Consider the following 17185-nt stretch of genomic DNA (forward strand, 5'->3'; position numbering starts at 1 on the left):
CAGTCTTTCGGTGGCTGCTGAGCCGCGAATGCATCCGGCATTCGGGGCGAATCAGCCACGGACCGCAAACCTGCCGGACCGATTTCATTTAGATTTCACCGGGTAACAGCCTTAAGTGAGGAAGAGGACCATAGACACCGCACCGCGCCCCCTGACGGTCTCCCGGGGTACGTCCGTACTGGGCGGCCTCCTGGCGGGGGCACCTGGTTATCGGACAGGCTCCCGCTTCTTTTGCTCCGACTCCCGAACCGGCCGGCTTCCGGACTCCACGCTCCCGGCCCTAAGTCCCTACCTACCCCTGCTCAAACCTCCCCAGGCTCAGACGCCCCAGACGCCTCGCCGTCTAAAGGCTGCGAAGACACAGTCCCCAGCTCGATGACCCGGGCAGGCTCCGTCTGGCGGTCCATGATCCGTTTTTCTGCGGTATCCTTTTCCGTGGGTTCCGGCAGACCTTTGACTTCCCGGAAAATCTTCATGAATTCTTTTCCGGTAATGGTCTCTTTCTCGATCAGGAAAGCGGCGATCTTATCCAGAACCTCCCGATTCTCAGCTAAAAGCTTCCGGGCCTCCTCATAGGAGTCCTTCAGCATCTGCATAACTTCTTTATCAATCTCAGCTGCAGTGGCATCCCCGCAGTTCAACACGGTCCGTCCGTCCAGATATTGATTCTCGATGGATTCCAGGCCCATCAGACCGAATTTCTTGGACATACCGTACTGAGTTACCATTGCCCGGGCCACACGGGTAGCCTTCTCGATATCGTTGGAAGCCCCTGTGGTTACCGTGTCGAATACGATCTCCTCCGCCGCACGGCCGGCCAGCAGGCCCACCAGCATCGCACGGAGCTCTTTCTCCGTATTCAGGAACTTCTCTTCCTCCGGAACCTGCATGACATATCCCAGAGCACCCATAGTTCTGGGAACAATGGTGATCTTCTGAACGGGTTCCGCATCCTTCTGCAGTGCGCTGACCAGCGCATGCCCTACTTCATGGTAGGATACGATCCGGCGCTCTTCCCGGCTCATGATCCGGTCTTTCTTCTCTTTTCCGACCAGGACCAGTTCCACCGCCTCGAATATATCAGACTGGGACACGACCTGTCTGCCGTGCTTGACCGCATTGATAGCCGCCTCGTTGATCATATTGGCCAGATCAGAACCCACGGCTCCGGATGTGGCCAGCGCGATGGCTTCCAGATCTACGGAATCGTCCAGCAGCACGTCCTTGGAATGTACTTTCAGAATATCGATCCGGCCTTTCAGGTCCGGCTTATCCACGATAATCCGTCGGTCAAAGCGGCCGGGACGCAGCAGCGCCGGGTCCAGGACTTCCGGTCTGTTGGTGGCCGCCAGTATGAGAAGGCCTTTGGATGTGTCGAATCCATCCATCTCCGCCAACAGCTGGTTCAAGGTCTGCTCCCGCTCATCGTTTCCGCCGCCGTACCGGCTGTCACGGCTCTTACCGATGGCGTCGATCTCATCGATAAATATAATACAGGGCGCGGATTTTTTCGCCTCTTCAAACAGGTCACGGACTCTGGAAGCTCCCACTCCTACGAACATTTCCACAAAATCCGAACCCGACAGGGAGAAGAACGGCACATGCGCCTCTCCGGCTACCGCCTTGGCAAGAAGTGTCTTACCGGTTCCGGGAGGCCCCACCAACAGAGCTCCTTTCGGAAGCTTGGCGCCGATCTTCGTATACCGGCCCGGATTGTGCAGGAAGTCCACCACCTCCTGTAAGGATTCCTTGGCCTCATCCTCCCCGGCAACATCCCGGAACGTGACACCAGTCTCCTTCTGCACATAAACCTTGGCCTTGCTCTTGCCAACGCCCATCATACCGCCGCCCTTAGACATCCGGCGCATGATAAAGCTCATACCGATCCACAAAAGAGCCAGCGGGATCGCAAAACTTAAGATCGTATAAATGACGGAAGAAACCACGTCCGGCGCTTCGGCCGAATATTCCACTCCTGCTTCTTCCAGTCTGTCTACCAATTTTTCATCCGGCATTCGGTTCGTTTGATAAGTAATTTCAAACAGCGGGTTCGGCTGATTTTTCGGAACAATCGTGATTAAATCTGACTGTACCGTTACCTTTGCCACCTGGCCCTCATCCAGCATCGATAAGAACTGATTATAAGGGATTTCCTTCGCACTCGTGCCGCTAAATAAATTACTGAAAACGCTCATTAACAAAAGCGCTACCAATACACAAACTAAAACCATTACCAGAGTCTGCTTATTCTTTGGTTCTTTGCCATTCTGGTTTTGATTGTTGTTATTCTCCATCTTTTTCCTCCTCGTAATAAACACTTCTTATTATATGGTTAGTTCCTTTATAAATCAATAGATACCTTGTGAAATTTCCGTGTGTTTTCTAAAGTTTTTATAAACTGTACCTTCTCAGATCCCTGTTTCGCCCGAAACCGGAAATAGGTCGACATTCTCTCCCTATTAGGCTAAAATAGAAAACAGGAAGAAAAACGCATCCTTATTATTTTGCGCAGAGTAAAGGAGGTTTATCATGAATTATTTTGATCTGATCGAAAGAAGAATGTCTATCCGGGAATTCCGTGAAAAAGCAGTCCCCGCCCATATCTTAGAAGAAATACAGACCCATTACGTGGGCTGCTCCGGACTCATTCCCGATATCCGCACATCACTCAGGATTCTGGAAGGTGAGGCCATCCACAAACTGAAAGGTATCGCCGGCTATCAGGAGTTTCTGATTCCCGCGCCCTATTACCTGGTTCTTCTCTCCGAACCCAAAGAGCACTACGTGGAAAACACCGGCTACATCGGCGAAGAACTGGATCTCAAGATCACGGAGTTAGGCCTGGACAGCTGTTGGGTGACCATACTGAACAGGGAAGCTGCCAAAGAGGCCCTACAGATCTCTTCCGGCCTGGAGATAGCCGCACTGATTGGTTTCGGATACGGGAAGCAGGAGAAAAAACTGCTCCGTCTGGATATCAAAACCCAGTCTGATATCAATACCAACGTACGGGATGGACACGTCGCCCCTAAAATCAATGTATCCGAACTTGTCTGCAAGGAAACCTGGGGCCGAAAATTCCCGGTCGAAGAACTAATGAATAATGATTATCTGATCCGCGCCCTGTATGCCACCAGTCTCGCTCCCTCCTTTTTGAATCTGCAGCCTTACCGACTGATATTAGATGGTAATCATATTACCCTGGCGGTCAAAAAGGATGGCATGACCAACGCAAACGATGAGAAATTAAACATCGGGATTGCCATGCTGCACTTCACGCAGGTATTTTTGCAGGGGATATCCTGGAATTTCCATTGGGTGATGGGAAGTCCGGATCAGGAACTGAATCTGCCCGGGGACTGGTATGCGGCTGCGTATTGCCAGGTCTGAGCTGTCTTAGGGCTTTTCATTCCTAAGTGTACGGATAAGGAACGGTGATAAATGCGGGTGTGGAAATGCTTGATCTGAAGCATTTCCCGCCCGTATTTGTCCCCTCTGCCCCCACCTTCGCGCATCAGGCCCTCTCTCCCGTGATGCGCAGGTGGAGTGGGGTGCTATGAGGCAAATTAGATGGTTTTTGCGGTGTTTAGCGGGGTGTTTTTATGGATATTTCCTATTTTTCAAATTTTTACGGTTCTTATGAAAAAAAATCTGGATTTTAAGGAATCATAGTTGTATAATGTAGCAGAATTCAATAAAGCTGTGCGGCGGTCTGTAAACTGCTGCATGGACAGCTCAAAGCGGAGTTGGTGTTACATACCCTGACTGACGCTTTTTTTGTTTTTTCTATTACTTTTATTTTGTATTCCTTATGGAGCAGCGAACGCTGCGCCCCTGCCCGAAGGGCATGCATTAAGGGATGCTGTAAAGTATGTTATAAGCATATGGAGGAGGAAGCAGATTATGCCGGTAAAATATGTATTTGTAACTGGAGGCGTGGTTTCCGGACTGGGGAAGGGTATTACTGCGGCTTCCCTGGGAAGACTTTTAAAGGCCCGTGGGTATAAGGTGACGATGCAGAAATTCGATCCTTATATTAATATTGATCCGGGAACGATGAATCCGATTCAGCATGGAGAGGTTTTTGTCACAGATGACGGGGCGGAGACAGATCTGGATCTGGGGCACTATGAACGATTTATCGATGAGAGTTTGGATAAGAATTCGAATGTGACTACAGGAAAGATTTATTGGACGGTTCTCCATAAGGAGAGACGCGGGGATTTTGGAGGAGGCACCGTGCAGGTGATCCCCCATATTACCAACGAAATTAAGAGCCGCTTTTACCGGAATGATTCGGATACAGAGATGAGGATCGCCATCATCGAGGTGGGCGGGACGGTAGGTGATATTGAAGGACAGCCGTTTCTGGAGGCGATCCGGCAGTTCCAGCACGATGTGGGCCGGGATCATGCGATCTTGATTCATGTTACTTTGATTCCTTATCTGAAGGCTTCCGGGGAGCTGAAGACAAAGCCTACCCAGGCCAGCGTGAAGGAGCTTCAGGGGATGGGTATCCGTCCGGATATCATCGTCTGCCGCTCGGAGTATCCTCTGGATCAGAATATTAAAAATAAAATCGCGCTTTTTTGTAATGTTCCAAGCGCTCATGTGCTGCAGAATCTGGATGTGGATTTTCTGTATGAGGCCCCGCTGGCAATGGAAAGAGAACGGCTGGCACAGGTGGTCTGTGAAAGTCTGCATCTGCCGTGTCCCGATCCCGATCTGGAGGACTGGAGCAGTATGGTGCAGGCACTGCACAATCCTACACAGGAAGTCACAGTGGCTCTGGTCGGGAAATATATTCAGCTGCACGACGCGTACATCAGCGTGGTGGAAGCCCTGAAGCATGGAGGGATAGCCAATTCCGCGGTGGTGAATATCAAGTGGATCGATTCGGAGCTTTTAAATGAAGGCAGCCTGGATCAAATGCTGGGAGATGTACAGGGGATCTTGGTACCCGGCGGCTTCGGCGATCGGGGGATCGACGGAAAAATTCTGGCTATCCGCTACGCACGTACCAAAGGTATTCCATTCCTTGGCCTGTGCCTGGGTATGCAGCTGGCCATCGTAGAGTTCGCACGAAACGTGGTCGGTTATCCCGACGCCCACAGTATCGAACTGAATCCTGAAACCGGTCATCCCGTTATCGCACTGATGCCGGATCAGAATGGGGTTACGGACATCGGCGGTACTTTACGCCTCGGTTCCTATCCCTGTGTCCTGGATGAAACTTCCGCCGCTTATGATCTCTATAACGCCAAAACGGTCTATGAACGTCACAGACACCGCTATGAGGTAAACAATGATTATCGGGGCGTGCTGCAGCAAAACGGATTGAAGCTCTCCGGTTTGTCTCCCGACGGCCGTATCGTGGAGATGATCGAACTTCCCGGTCACCCTTGGTTCGTAGCCACACAGGCCCATCCGGAATTGAAATCCCGGCCCAACCGGCCTCATCCTCTGTTCCGTGGTTTTATTCAGGCTGCTGTAAAGATGGCTGGCAGTGCCGGCTTCAATAATGCTGATTAGGTAAATTCCTGGCAGGAAGGGATTGTCCCTGATAAAAGCCGGAAGCGATATACTAATTGGGGCTGTCGGGAAATAAATTGGCATACCAGATGTTGATGCGAAACTTGCAATTATGTACCATATCTGGTATAGCTGATTCATTTCCCGACAGCCCTATTTTTTTCGTTATGGGCACTTAGTGCCTTTTTGTTAGGGATTTCGCCGTACTGGCTGTATCATCCCACTTTTAATTTGAATTTCCGGATATCTTTTTCGGTGGATACCTTTTCAATCATGGCTCCCAGATTCTGAAGTTTGTCTTCGAAGGCCTCGTAGCCTCTTTCGATATAGAAAATATCGTCTACTGTCGTGATTCCTTCAGCCGCCAGCCCTGCGATGACCAGTGCCGCTCCGGCTCTTAAGTCAGGCGCTGTCACTCCAGCCCCCGTATATCGTTCGGTCCCATCAATGATGGCCGTATTCCCTTCGACTTTGATATTTGCTCCCATGCGTGAAAGTTCATCCACATATTTAAACCGGTTCTCAAATATGCTCTCCGTAACGATGCTGGTTCCCTCCGAGAGAGCCAGGGTCACAGTGATCTGAGGCTGCATATCCGTGGGAAAACCCGGGTACGGCAAGGTTTTCACATGGGTGTGCTTTAATCCTTTGGACGATACCACACGAACCGCGTCATCGAACTCTTCGACTTCACAGCCGATCTCCATTAATTTGGCGGTAATCGCCTCCAGATGCTTCGGTATCACGTTCTTTACCATGACATCGCCTTTGGTGGCGGCGGCAGCGAACATGAACGTACCGGCTTCAATCTGGTCGGGAATAATCGCATAGCTGGTCTTGTGCAGCTTCTCCACACCTTTGATCCGGATCACATCCGTTCCGGCTCCTTTGATATTGGCTCCCATACTGTTCAGGAAGTTGGCTACATCCACCACGTGAGGTTCTTTTGCCGCATTCTCGATCACAGTGTTTCCGGATGCCATCACCGCCGCCATCATGATGTTGATGGTGGCTCCCACAGTTACCACATCCAGATAGATGTGATTCCCGGTCAGGCTGCCCGCTTCCGCGATAATCATTCCATGCTTAATATCGATTCTCGCGCCTAACGCACGAAAGCCCTTCAGGTGCTGGTCCACCGGCCTGCTGCCGATATTACATCCACCAGGAAGAGCTACCTCCGCTCTCTTATACTTGCCCAGCAGAGCGCCCAGCAAATAATAAGAAGCCCGTATTTTTTTTATATAATCATTTTCCACAACCACACTGCCAATCATGGAACCATTGATCGTTACGGAATGCCGGTTCAGGCGTTCCACTTTCCCGCCGATCTCCTGAATCGCCTTTAATAATACGTTTACATCTTTTACATCCGGTAAATTATCTATCTCTACTGTCTCATCGGTCATAATAGCCGCAGCTAGTATAGCCAAAGCGGCATTTTTTGCTCCGCCAATTTCCACTTCGCCTACCAAAGGGTTTCCGCCCTTAATGATATATTGTTCCATGACGCACCTCTATACTATTTCATCAACTTTTTCATAATATGCAAATCAACCGGGGTCTGTCTGTGACACCCTCTATTTTTGAATAAAGAAACCAAAATCCGGGCCGCCTCCCAACAAACCTGGATTTTTTCATTAAAACTATTATAGCACAAACTCCTCATTTGTAAATCGAAAGTTTCGGATTCCAGATATTGGCCAAAAAAAGGAACGCCCGTCAGGCGTTCCTTCGTCATTAATTTTAATATTCGATTGGATTCTCGTTAAACCACCGTCTTTAATTCAAATATTTGAGCGGGTTCTGCGGTGATCCGCCGATCAGTATTTCAAAATGCACATGCGGCCCGGTACTGTTACCGGTATTTCCGCTTAGGGCGATCTTATCATTCTGTTTGACAGACTGCCCCGGGCTCACCAGTATCTTACTCAAATGGGCATATCTGGTAACCCTGCCGTCGGGATGCTGAATCAGGATACAGTTTCCATATCCGCCCATCCATCCGGTTCTTATCACGGTACCGCCGCAGGACGCTCTGACTGCGGTTCCCACCGGGCACGCCCAGTCCACGCCTTCATGCATCCGGCCCCAGCGTCTTCCGAACTGGGATGACAGCCTTCCTCCGGACAACGGTTTGACGTATGTGGGCGGAACGAGAGTTCCTCTCTCCACGATCTTAGCCACAGGTTCTTCCGTAACCGTTTCCGCTATGATATCCCGGCTGATCTCCTTACCGTTCCTGGAGGTCACCAGTGCCGTCACCTGCCGGTGTCCGGTACTCCCCTCCTGGATCACCTCTTCCTTGGTGGTGTACCAGGAGTCGTTATCGATATACTGGATCGGGGCTTCATAGTCCTCATCATAAGTAGTTTCTTCTTTTGTCACCACAGACAGCTCCGGCTCCGGAACCGTCAGGATCAGTTCATCGCCGGGCTGGATGACCGTATCTTCCGACAGACCTTCGTTGACATCCAGAAGCTCGGCTACTCTCATATCATTTCCATTGGCGATGGTAGATATGGTATCTCCTGACTTTACCTCGTAGACCGTATTCTTTTCTTTATCCTTCGTAACCTGATCGATGGCTTCCTGCACGGGAGTGATTTCTTCCGGCTCCACATAAGCCTCCACCACTTCCACATTTTCATCAAAGTCGATGTCCACCATACCGTCGTTCTCACCGGACACCTGCGGAATCGGCGCCTCCGCTTCGATACCCGCGGCACCTTCGATCGCAGAGGTTACCGTATCCACCTCATTTTCAGACTTGTCCACTTTGTTCAGGCTGGTGGTAAATACATTCAGTTCCCTGCCCTGGTCTGCCACCAGTTCCACCGTAAACTCGTTATTTACATCGTATTTATTTTTCGCCGCATCCAGCAGCTGGACCACTTCGTCCATGCTGGCCACTGTGACGGTATACTCATTGATCTTAACCGTGTAGGCTTTTCCCTTGGTTTCCTGCTCTGCGGTCTTAAGCTTATCATAGATCGCATTCACCAGGGGTTCCCCGCTCATGGTCGACCCTACCAATGTCTCCTTGGCGTTGGCCTCCATGTCCACATCCATGAAAATCATGTCCTCAGACTCACGGGACAGCCTTTTTCTGGCCTCCAGCATCGCCTGCTTAGCCTCCTCCGGATCACAGACGGCGGCTACAACCTGTCCATCCACGGAAACCTCATAATAATCCCCGGAACCGAATCTGCTGCCCACCAGGGGCATCGTCAACAACATGATTCCCGACGTAACGGCAACCGCTTTGACATAAGTATACTTCATCACATGGCGATAATTTTTATATTTCCTCATAACGCCTCCATATAACTTTCCACGCCGTAATCATTTCGTAATATATTTGTAACAGATTCATTTTATCAACAATTATCAGCCTTGTAAAGGGCTTTTTGTATATTTTCGATGGTTTCCTCGATACTCAGCTCCTCCTCATCGATCACAATATCCGCATACTTCTCATAAAGAGGTGTCCGCTCCTCATATAGATCCGCCAGGTTCTGCCCATCCCTAAGCACCACGCCGCGCCCCTTTATATTATGAAGTCTGCGGTCCAGCGTCCGGTAAGACAGTCTCAGGTACACAACCGTTCCGATCTTTCTTAAATGCTCCATGGCTTCCTCACCGTACACAACGCTCCCCCCTGTGGCGATCACGGATCTCTCGGCCTCAATCGAGGCGTTTACCCGGTTCTCCGCAGCAATAAAGCCGTCGATGCCGTCCTGCTCGATAATCTCAGCCAGCAGGCGCTTTTCTTCTTTCTGTATCAGCAGATCAGAATCTATAAACTCATATCCCAGTATCTTCGCCAGCACAACCCCGGCAGTGCTTTTCCCCACTCCGGGCATTCCGATCAGTATTACATTGTCCATTTATGTCTAACCTCTCCTTCATTTTGTCAGTGGAAATTATGTAACTATTCACGGCTGATGGAGAAGAAACTGGCACCTTTCGGCAGCAGAGTCAAATATTCCGGTAACTGCGCGGAGAAAGGGGCCTGTCCCCTACCAGCTTCCGTGTATAGTAACGAAATTGTAACACAAACTGCATCCGGAAGGCAATTGTCATTTCTTCCCTGAACCTTTATAATGTAGCTATGGACAGAATAATATTTCACATTGATGTAAATTCCGCTTATCTAAGCTGGACATCCGTAGAACATTTAAAAAACGGGGATGGGATCGATCTGCGCGGCATCCCGGCCATCATCGGGGGCGACCAAAAAAGCCGTCACGGTGTCGTGCTGGCAAAATCGGGCCCGGCCAAGGCTTTCCGTGTCCGGACCGGGGAACCCATCGTGGACGCGCTGCGCAAATGCCCGAACCTGGTAATTGAACCGCCGGATCACCATCTTTATCATGAATACAGCCGCCGGCTGATGGAACTGTTATCCGAATACAGTCCGGACCTGGAACAAGTCAGTGTGGATGAGTGCTACATGGATTTCTCCGGAATGACGCATCACTACGCTTCACCGGTTGACGCCGCCGTCTGTATCAGGGACCGGATCTGCTCCGACCTTGGTTTCACCGTCAACATCGGAATCTCCTGCAACAAGCTTCTGGCGAAAATGGCCTCCGATTTCGAAAAGCCCAACCGGGTTCACACCCTGTTCCCCCAGGAGGTCCCCACAAAAATGTGGCCGCTCCCGGTGGAGGAGCTGTTCATGGTCGGACGCTCCAGCGCCCAGCTCCTCCACAAGCTGGAAATACTCACCATCGGTGATCTGGCCCGCACGGACCCCTCTCTTCTGAGCGCGCACTTAAAAAGCCACGGGCGCCTGATCTGGGAATACGCCAACGGCATTGATGACACTCCTGTGATCGGTTCTCCCGCAGAAGCCAAGGGGATCGGAAACTCCACCACGCTCCCCCAGGATGTAACCACCCTTCCGGAAGCCCAAATTATACTCCGCAGCCTGGCCGAATCTGTATCCGAGCGGTTAAGAAGTGCCGGCCAGTTAGCTGGCATGGTATCAGTAGAAATCAAATACAGTGACTTTACAGTTTTCTCCCATCAGGCCCAGCTCCCGGTCCCGTCAAACACGAACGCATCGATCTATGGGTGTGCCGACCGTCTCTTTCAGGAGCTCTGGAACCATGGCCCGATCCGCCTGCTCGGAATCCGCACTTCTAAGCTGGTGCCCATCGACACACCGATCCAGATCAGCCTGTTTGATCTGGAAAAGCCCGTCTCCGCGAAGCAGAAGAAACTGGACGCGGCTCTGGATCAAATCCGCCTGAAATATGGGAACAGCGCTGTCGTGCGCGGCAGCTTGATGGAACGGGCCAAAGAGGATGGGGAGTTGTAACTGCCATTTATCTTCAAACATCCTCTTTTCTTCTGTTTTGAAAATAGACAAAATGATCGATCGCCTGAAGGATATCCTGAAAGGTCTCCCGGGGAGCCGCGTCGATATATTTCTTCAGAATCTCTGTCTCCGCGTCTCCTCTGTACCGGCCGTAGAAGATATCGTAGAGATTATGGCCCCGGACATAAATTTTGATAGCTTCCATATGGAGCTTTAAGTCCTCCCTGGAATTGATCCTGGCCCCGGTTACTTTTATCATCCGTTTCATACTGGGGACTTTATACAGGTAGGCCTTGTACTTTGCATACAGAATGTTGTAGAATTCCTCTTCTGACTGGATCACACCGATTTTGGCCATGACAGCTGGTTCCAGAAAATAATTTTCAAATGAATAATATCTCAGGACCAGCACATTGCGGGGCTGAACTCTCGGAACACTGTCACCGCCTTCTTCATTTGCTCTGGCACCATAATAGCTGCAGAGCTGCTTCACCAGATATTTGGGGTTCTTGCCGTCACTGTCACGGATCATCAAAAACTGGTCTTTTAAATAAAGCTTGTTTATATATTTCAAGTTCGCGTAGGTTTTGATATTTGTACAGCTGTTGGTCGGAATGATACTGATCCGCTGCAGCATTCCGTCCTCATCATAGATTTCAGAGTAGTATTTTTCCAGCAGAAGAGGCAGGCGGTTCCGGCCCTGCTTGCCCTCCACGATAAAGACAAAGCTGACATTCATCAGATCGTTGGCCGTATACCCCAGATCATCCAGTATTTCGTCAATATCCACATTTTCCCGGATCGTCGTATAATAGTTCTCATCCAGCACGACCTGTTTGATCTGCCGGCTGGTGAAGTTAAACAGCAGGTTAGGGGAATGGGTCGAGAATATAATCTGATTTTTCTTGGACAGGCGATAAAGAATTTCACCGGCCACCTTCTGAAGCTGCGGGTGCAGATAACTTTCCGGATCTTCTATCATTATAATAGAAGAAATCGGATTCATATCATCAATATAGGCTTCCAGCAGGGACAGGATATAAATACTCTTGATCCCCTCGCTGAGCATCTCGATGGAACCTTCCATATAACGGTCATTGTTGATTACCAGCGTATCGATATGGAACAATTCATCAATATTGAACTTCATTTCAAACCGGATGTCCTGGGAACGTCCGCTGTTTTTATGGAAATACTGGTTCAGGCGCGACGCAAAAGCATCCACATTCAGGTGAAACAGCTTATACTCCAGCAGTCTGACCGTTTCTGTAATGGTAATATCCGCCGGCGCCTTCCGGTTTATCACATTGATGCAGTTAAAACAGTGGCTGCATTTTCTGGATTCGTCAAACACGCACCGGTTATCCCGAAGCCCCGCCAGATCCTGTCTCGTCTGAGCCACAAATATATCGTTCTGAATTCCGGTCAGTTCCCTCCTGTGGTCGATATAATGAATCCGCGGAATCAGCATGGGAATATATTTATTGTTCCTGCGTATCCCATCATTGTAACTGATCTTTCCGTCCTTATGAATCGTACAGGTGAAGGACAGCGTATTTGCCTGGAATGCCGGCAGCCGGTTCCTGAATTCCCTGAGCCACGCCTCGAAACTTTTATATCGGCTGATCACGCCTCTTTGATGCAGCTCAGTCAGATCTTCGTCAGAGATCTCCAGCGTAGCGCCGATTTCGATCGCTCCCTGCCCGTCTCCAAAATCTGTGGAACGTATTTGATAATAGCCTGCCATAGCCAGGATCGCATCCAGAATAACCGTTTTTCCCGTATTATTTTTGCCCACCACAATCATAGCGCTCTCGATCTCTTCTATCCTGAGATCACGGATGGATTTAAAATTGTGTATGGTTAGGGATCGTATTTTCATAGATGCTATCCTTTCCTCACACTATAACCAAATTTCCCCAGTTTCCTGCCCGTTCCGAAATAGTCACCATGGGAATATACAATGGGTTTCGCCTTCTCCAGATCAAACCTGCCTTTTTCGTCCATATAGTTTTCCTCTGCGTGTACCGCCACCACATTGGCGAGGAACAGGTCATGACTGCCCAGAGGCAGGACCTGCGTCACACGGCACTCAATATTCACCGGGCTTTCCTGTATCATGGGTACCTTTACCACACTGGCGGGTGTTTTCGTCAGTTTCATTTTTTTGAATTTATCCATATCCCGCCCGGAACGCACGCCGCAGAAATCCGTGGCAAAGGCCAGTTTCTCGGTCGTCAGATTAATCACGAACTCTCCTGTTTTTTTCAGGAATTCGTACGAATACCGCTCGGGACGCACCGAGACCGATACCATCGCTGGGTTCGTGCAGACGGTTCCCGTCCATGCCACAGTCAAGACATTATCTATGCCCGCTCCATCGGATACCGTAACCAGCACCACCGGCAGCGGATAGAGCATATTTCCGGGTCTCCATTCCTGTTTTGCCATAGCTTCCTCCCATTCATCCAATTGACTACTGCTGCAGTACCGTGACAAACGCCGGTATCAGCTGTTTTTTCCTGGATACCACGCCCTCCAGCATCATGGAGTCCGTATCCCCAGGGAGACCGAAAGCCTCTGCCGCCAGCTCTTTGGAACTGCCCCCGTAGCAGATCAGCTCCGTCCGCTCATCAATAATATTGGTCAGCATAAAAAACATCATGGTAACATCATGTTCCTGGAAAGCCTTCTCCATATAGGGAATCAATTTCCCTTTGATCTCCTCCAGCTCCGACTGCTCCATGGAATTGATCTGGCCCACCCCGAAGCTGACATCGCTGACGTTAAATTTTTTAAAGTCCTGATAAAAGATCTCTTCCGGCGACTTACTGTTCAGATTGCTTCCCGCCCGGAACATCTCGTGGGCAAATGTGGGCAGATCGTCAATCCCGGCTATCCCGGCCAGATGTTCTGCTGCCGCCCGGTCCTCTGCCGTGCAGGTTGGGGAACGGAACATCAGGGTATCGGAAATGATAGCCGCGCACAGAAGCCCTGCGATCCGAACCGGAATTTCTATATTTCTCTCCCGGTACATCTGGCTGATAATGGTAGCCGTACAGCCCAGAGGCTGATTACGGAAAAATACCGGCGTGATCGTCTCGATCGTACCCAGCCGGTGATGATCGATAATCTCCAGTATCTCGGCGGATTCGATTCCGTCAACCGCCTGGCTTTTTTCATTGTGATCAACGAGGATCAGCTGCTTCCGGTTCATATTTAACAGGTTTCTTCTGGAAATCATCCCGATATAGATACCGCGCTTATCCACAACCGGGAATTCCCGATGGCGCTTTCTCGCCATGATATCCTTAATGTCATCGATCAGGTCATCCGTGGTGAACGTGATCAGGCTCTCCCTGGTCATAAAATGCTTGATGGGCATACTCTGATTAATCAGTCTGGCCACTGTGTACGTATCATGAGGCGTGCTGATCACCTGACAGCTGCGCTCTCTGGCCAGCTTGCGAATCGTCTGGGACACTTTCGCTCCCTCGCATACGATCAGACAGGCCGCATTCATCTCAATCGCACAGAGCTGGGACTCATAACGGTTCCCCAGAATTACCAGGTCATCGTCTTCCACATAATCCTCCATCAGATCCGGGCTGGTGGCAGCGATTACCACTTTACCTTTTATAAAATATGCATGAGGATTCCCTTCTACCATTGTTCCATCCAGAGTTTCCAGAATATTTTTGTATTGGGTTCTGGCTGTGGAGAGAATCCGGCTGTCGTATACTTCCATATAGGATGTTGCGATATCTCCGATCGTAATCAGGCCCTCCAGCTGGTTAACCTTGGACGTGACCGGCAGGGTGACGATCCCGGATTCCTTCATCAGGCCCCAGGCTTTTTTCAATGAAATGCTCTCTTCCACTCCCTGTGTTTTCCGTATCTCCACATCCCGGACCTGGGTATAAACCGAGGACAGATATCCTGGCGCCGGTACCTGGAAACGGTTCAATACATACTGGGTTTCTTCATTGATCTGTCCGGCCCGCTTGGCTATAAAATTTCCCTGCTCCGTTTTTCTCTTAAAATCCGCATAAGCGATTGCCGAGCAGATCGAATCCGTATCCGGATTCTTATGGCCTATCACGTAGATTTTTCTGTTTTCATCCATTCTATAATCTCCTCCAAATAAATAACCCCTGGCTTTTATTATAATATAGAAGCAAAACTCCTACAACGCCTAAATGAAATTGGGTATTTTGTATTATATCCATTCCATCTTTCTATTTGTTTTGTGTATATTTCATGATAATTTCATATTGTATTCATAATTTATTCATAATTTATTGCTATACTAGCTATAGTTGAATAAGAGTTCATTCAACAGGTTGCAATGTGTTTCATTACACACATAGATAAATTTTTTCATAATAGCCTCGGTATCTCTGATACCGGGGCACTCCTCATTCTATAAAAGGCCATGGGAAAACCGCTCCCATGGCCTTTCTATTATCTTCCCTGTTTAGCATCCACACGCTTGATCGCCTCATTTAGTGATAACATCCTCGCATCCAGCTTCGAGATCATCTCCGCACATTCCCGCAGTTCCCGGCTGATATAATCAGGCGCATTTCCCTCGAACTTGTAATAGATCTTATGCTCCAGACTGGCCCAGAAATCCATAGCTATCGTTCGGATCTGAATTTCCACCTTCGTGTCCACCACACTGTCCGACAAAAATATCGGAACGGTAACCAACATATGATAGCTCTTATAACCGCTCTCTTTTGGCGCTTTAATATAATCCTTGATAGACAATACCTTCAGATCGCTTTGGTTCCCGATCATTTCTGCCAGCCGGTAAATATCGGAAGTAAAGGAACAGGTTACCCGAACCCCGGCGATATCATTTACATACTTTACCATGTTTTCGATACTGCTCTCGTAACCGTTTTTCTTGAGTTTCTTCACAATGCTTTCCGGCAGTTTGATTCTGGACTTAATATGTTCGATAGGATTGTAACGATGAATATGCTGAAATTCATCATTCAATATCTCCAGTTTGGTACCGACCTCTTTTAAAGCCGAATTATATAAAAACATCGTAGTTTCCCAGCTGTCAACATCATCATACAGCCTGTCTGAAAAATTACTCATACTTACCCATTCCCCTTTATCTTCCCCGCTGCCGTATCACAGCGCAACAGCATTATTATACCATACTTTGTCGAAATAGCGAGTGTTTTTTCAGTATTTTAAGGAAGTTTAGAAATATTTAATCTTTCTATTTTGGGCATATCTTCTATGTATACGGAATCATTTCGCACTTGTTTATCCAAAAATTCCCATTAACTATTGGCAAACCTTACTGTAAAAGTATATAATGGTCTGTAGCGAAAAAACACAACAACATATGACTGACCGATAGAAAAGCTTTCGCTAAGTATTATTTCATCTATATCATTCAATTGTTATTACTGGATGATAATCTGAGATTATTTCTAGCTGCACTTCCGTTAGGGTAGCAATATCTGTAATCCCGAATATTACTCACTGGGATACATATCCGGAAAATACGCGATTGCATTCTAATTTATTTGCGAACAGCAGTCCATTATGATTTCGCTCTTGGGAAGATCATGTCCATCACACTTCTCGCATCTTCTTTCGCACTATTCTTCTCTCTGACAGCTTGTCTTACATGGTATACTTCCCCCTATGTGTATTTTAAGTGTATACACATATTATAGTATATATACAGCATAGAAAACATACCCTTTAATGTATATGTGGGAGGTTGATAAAATGATATGTTTTGACAAATTATGGGAAACTATGCGTCAAAAAGAAATAACTACATACAAATTAATCAAGTATCATAATTTCAGTCCCAGCCAGATTCAAAGGCTGAAGCGGAACCAATGTGTATCTACCTATACCCTTAATCGCCTCTGCAATATTTTAACTTGTGATATCAAAGATATTGCACAATATCGCGAAGATGAGCTATAATAATCCGGTAACCTGTTGACGGATCATTATTAGGAGTTATTTTATGTTTCGATTATGGGGAAAAATTTTTCGCAGCAACCATCTTTTAAAGGATACCGTCATCTGTATTGAATCGGATGATACCAGAACGCATAAAATATTTCACGCTTTAGATGAGATCTGTTATGAATTTGATCTTCCAAAACCAATCTGGTTGGATGCTAATGTAGAAGAGTTTAAAATGCATGATAAAACCCGGTTCCGGCAGGACAATTTTATTGAACAGCTGGATTTTGATTACCTTGAGATCCAGATTATCGAAGAGTAGTATTGAAGAAACGGTTGCAGAAAGATGAATCATTATCATTCCTCTTTCTA

At 48.4% G+C, this 17185-nt stretch carries 13 protein-coding genes; 5 read left to right on the top strand and 8 right to left on the bottom strand.

Annotated features, from left to right (window positions below; all coding sequences use genetic code 11):
- Positions 1 to 302: 302 nt before the first annotated feature.
- Entirely contained in the window at positions 303 to 2294 is a 1992-nt protein-coding gene (ftsH, locus tag ABC831_RS24635; protein WP_343250725.1) for an ATP-dependent zinc metalloprotease FtsH, read from the bottom strand.
- A gap of 235 nt (positions 2295 to 2529) precedes the next feature.
- Between ftsH and ABC831_RS24640 the strand changes: the two genes are divergently transcribed.
- Positions 2530 to 3390 carry a nitroreductase family protein gene (locus ABC831_RS24640; RefSeq protein WP_343250726.1) on the top strand — a complete coding sequence of 287 codons (861 nt, stop codon included), beginning with the start codon at positions 2530 to 2532 and terminating at the stop codon, positions 3388 to 3390.
- Between the two features lie 513 nt (positions 3391 to 3903).
- On the top strand, positions 3904 to 5532 hold the full coding sequence (pyrG, locus tag ABC831_RS24645) for a CTP synthase (RefSeq protein WP_343250727.1): 1629 nt from the start codon (positions 3904 to 3906) through the stop codon (positions 5530 to 5532).
- Positions 5533 to 5747: 215 nt separating this feature from the next.
- Here the strand turns inward: pyrG and ABC831_RS24650 are convergent, their stop codons facing one another.
- The 3 genes from ABC831_RS24650 to ABC831_RS24660 all read right to left on the bottom strand — a co-directional run bounded on the left by ABC831_RS24650 (position 5748) and on the right by ABC831_RS24660 (position 9422).
- The gene (locus ABC831_RS24650) at positions 5748 to 7040 is read right to left on the bottom strand and encodes a UDP-N-acetylglucosamine 1-carboxyvinyltransferase (RefSeq protein ID WP_343250728.1); all 1293 of its coding nucleotides are present in this window, start codon (positions 7038 to 7040) and stop codon (positions 5748 to 5750) included.
- Between the two features lie 274 nt (positions 7041 to 7314).
- A complete protein-coding gene (locus tag ABC831_RS24655) occupies positions 7315 to 8847 on the bottom strand; it encodes a peptidoglycan DD-metalloendopeptidase family protein (protein ID WP_343250729.1) in 1533 nt (510 codons plus the stop codon).
- 65 nt (positions 8848 to 8912) lie between these two features.
- Positions 8913 to 9422, bottom strand: a complete 510-nt coding sequence (locus ABC831_RS24660) for a shikimate kinase (protein ID WP_343250730.1) — start codon at positions 9420 to 9422, stop codon at positions 8913 to 8915.
- A 224-nt stretch (positions 9423 to 9646) separates the two neighbouring features.
- On the opposite strand from ABC831_RS24660, the gene ABC831_RS24665 reads away from it, so the two are divergent.
- The gene (locus ABC831_RS24665) at positions 9647 to 10861 is read left to right on the top strand and encodes a DNA polymerase Y family protein (RefSeq protein WP_343250731.1); all 1215 of its coding nucleotides are present in this window, start codon (positions 9647 to 9649) and stop codon (positions 10859 to 10861) included.
- A 13-nt stretch (positions 10862 to 10874) separates the two neighbouring features.
- Here ABC831_RS24665 and ABC831_RS24670 read toward each other — a convergent pair whose 3' ends face one another.
- The 4 genes from ABC831_RS24670 to ABC831_RS24685 all read right to left on the bottom strand — a co-directional run bounded on the left by ABC831_RS24670 (position 10875) and on the right by ABC831_RS24685 (position 15973).
- Positions 10875 to 12743, bottom strand: a complete 1869-nt coding sequence (locus ABC831_RS24670) for an ATP-dependent nuclease (RefSeq protein WP_343250732.1) — start codon at positions 12741 to 12743, stop codon at positions 10875 to 10877.
- A 5-nt stretch (positions 12744 to 12748) separates the two neighbouring features.
- Positions 12749 to 13312 (bottom strand): flavin reductase family protein, encoded by a 564-nt coding sequence (locus tag ABC831_RS24675; RefSeq protein ID WP_343250733.1) that lies wholly within the window; start codon positions 13310 to 13312, stop codon positions 12749 to 12751.
- A 25-nt stretch (positions 13313 to 13337) separates the two neighbouring features.
- Complete coding sequence (locus ABC831_RS24680; protein WP_343250734.1) at positions 13338 to 14987, bottom strand: putative manganese-dependent inorganic diphosphatase; 1650 nt, start codon at positions 14985 to 14987, stop codon at positions 13338 to 13340.
- Between the two features lie 338 nt (positions 14988 to 15325).
- A complete protein-coding gene (locus ABC831_RS24685; RefSeq protein WP_158351452.1) occupies positions 15326 to 15973 on the bottom strand; it encodes a GTP pyrophosphokinase in 648 nt (215 codons plus the stop codon).
- A 648-nt stretch (positions 15974 to 16621) separates the two neighbouring features.
- Here ABC831_RS24685 and ABC831_RS24690 point away from each other — a divergent pair.
- Together ABC831_RS24690 and ABC831_RS24695 are read left to right on the top strand one after the other, a co-directional pair.
- Positions 16622 to 16828 carry a helix-turn-helix domain-containing protein gene (locus ABC831_RS24690; protein ID WP_158341974.1) on the top strand — a complete coding sequence of 69 codons (207 nt, stop codon included), beginning with the start codon at positions 16622 to 16624 and terminating at the stop codon, positions 16826 to 16828.
- Positions 16829 to 16871: 43 nt separating this feature from the next.
- Positions 16872 to 17135 carry a hypothetical protein gene (locus tag ABC831_RS24695; protein ID WP_343250735.1) on the top strand — a complete coding sequence of 88 codons (264 nt, stop codon included), beginning with the start codon at positions 16872 to 16874 and terminating at the stop codon, positions 17133 to 17135.
- Positions 17136 to 17185: the final 50 nt, after the last annotated feature.

The sequence above is a fragment of the Diplocloster hominis genome (assembly GCF_032380655.1).
Lineage (GTDB): Bacteria > Bacillota > Clostridia > Lachnospirales > Lachnospiraceae > Diplocloster > Diplocloster hominis.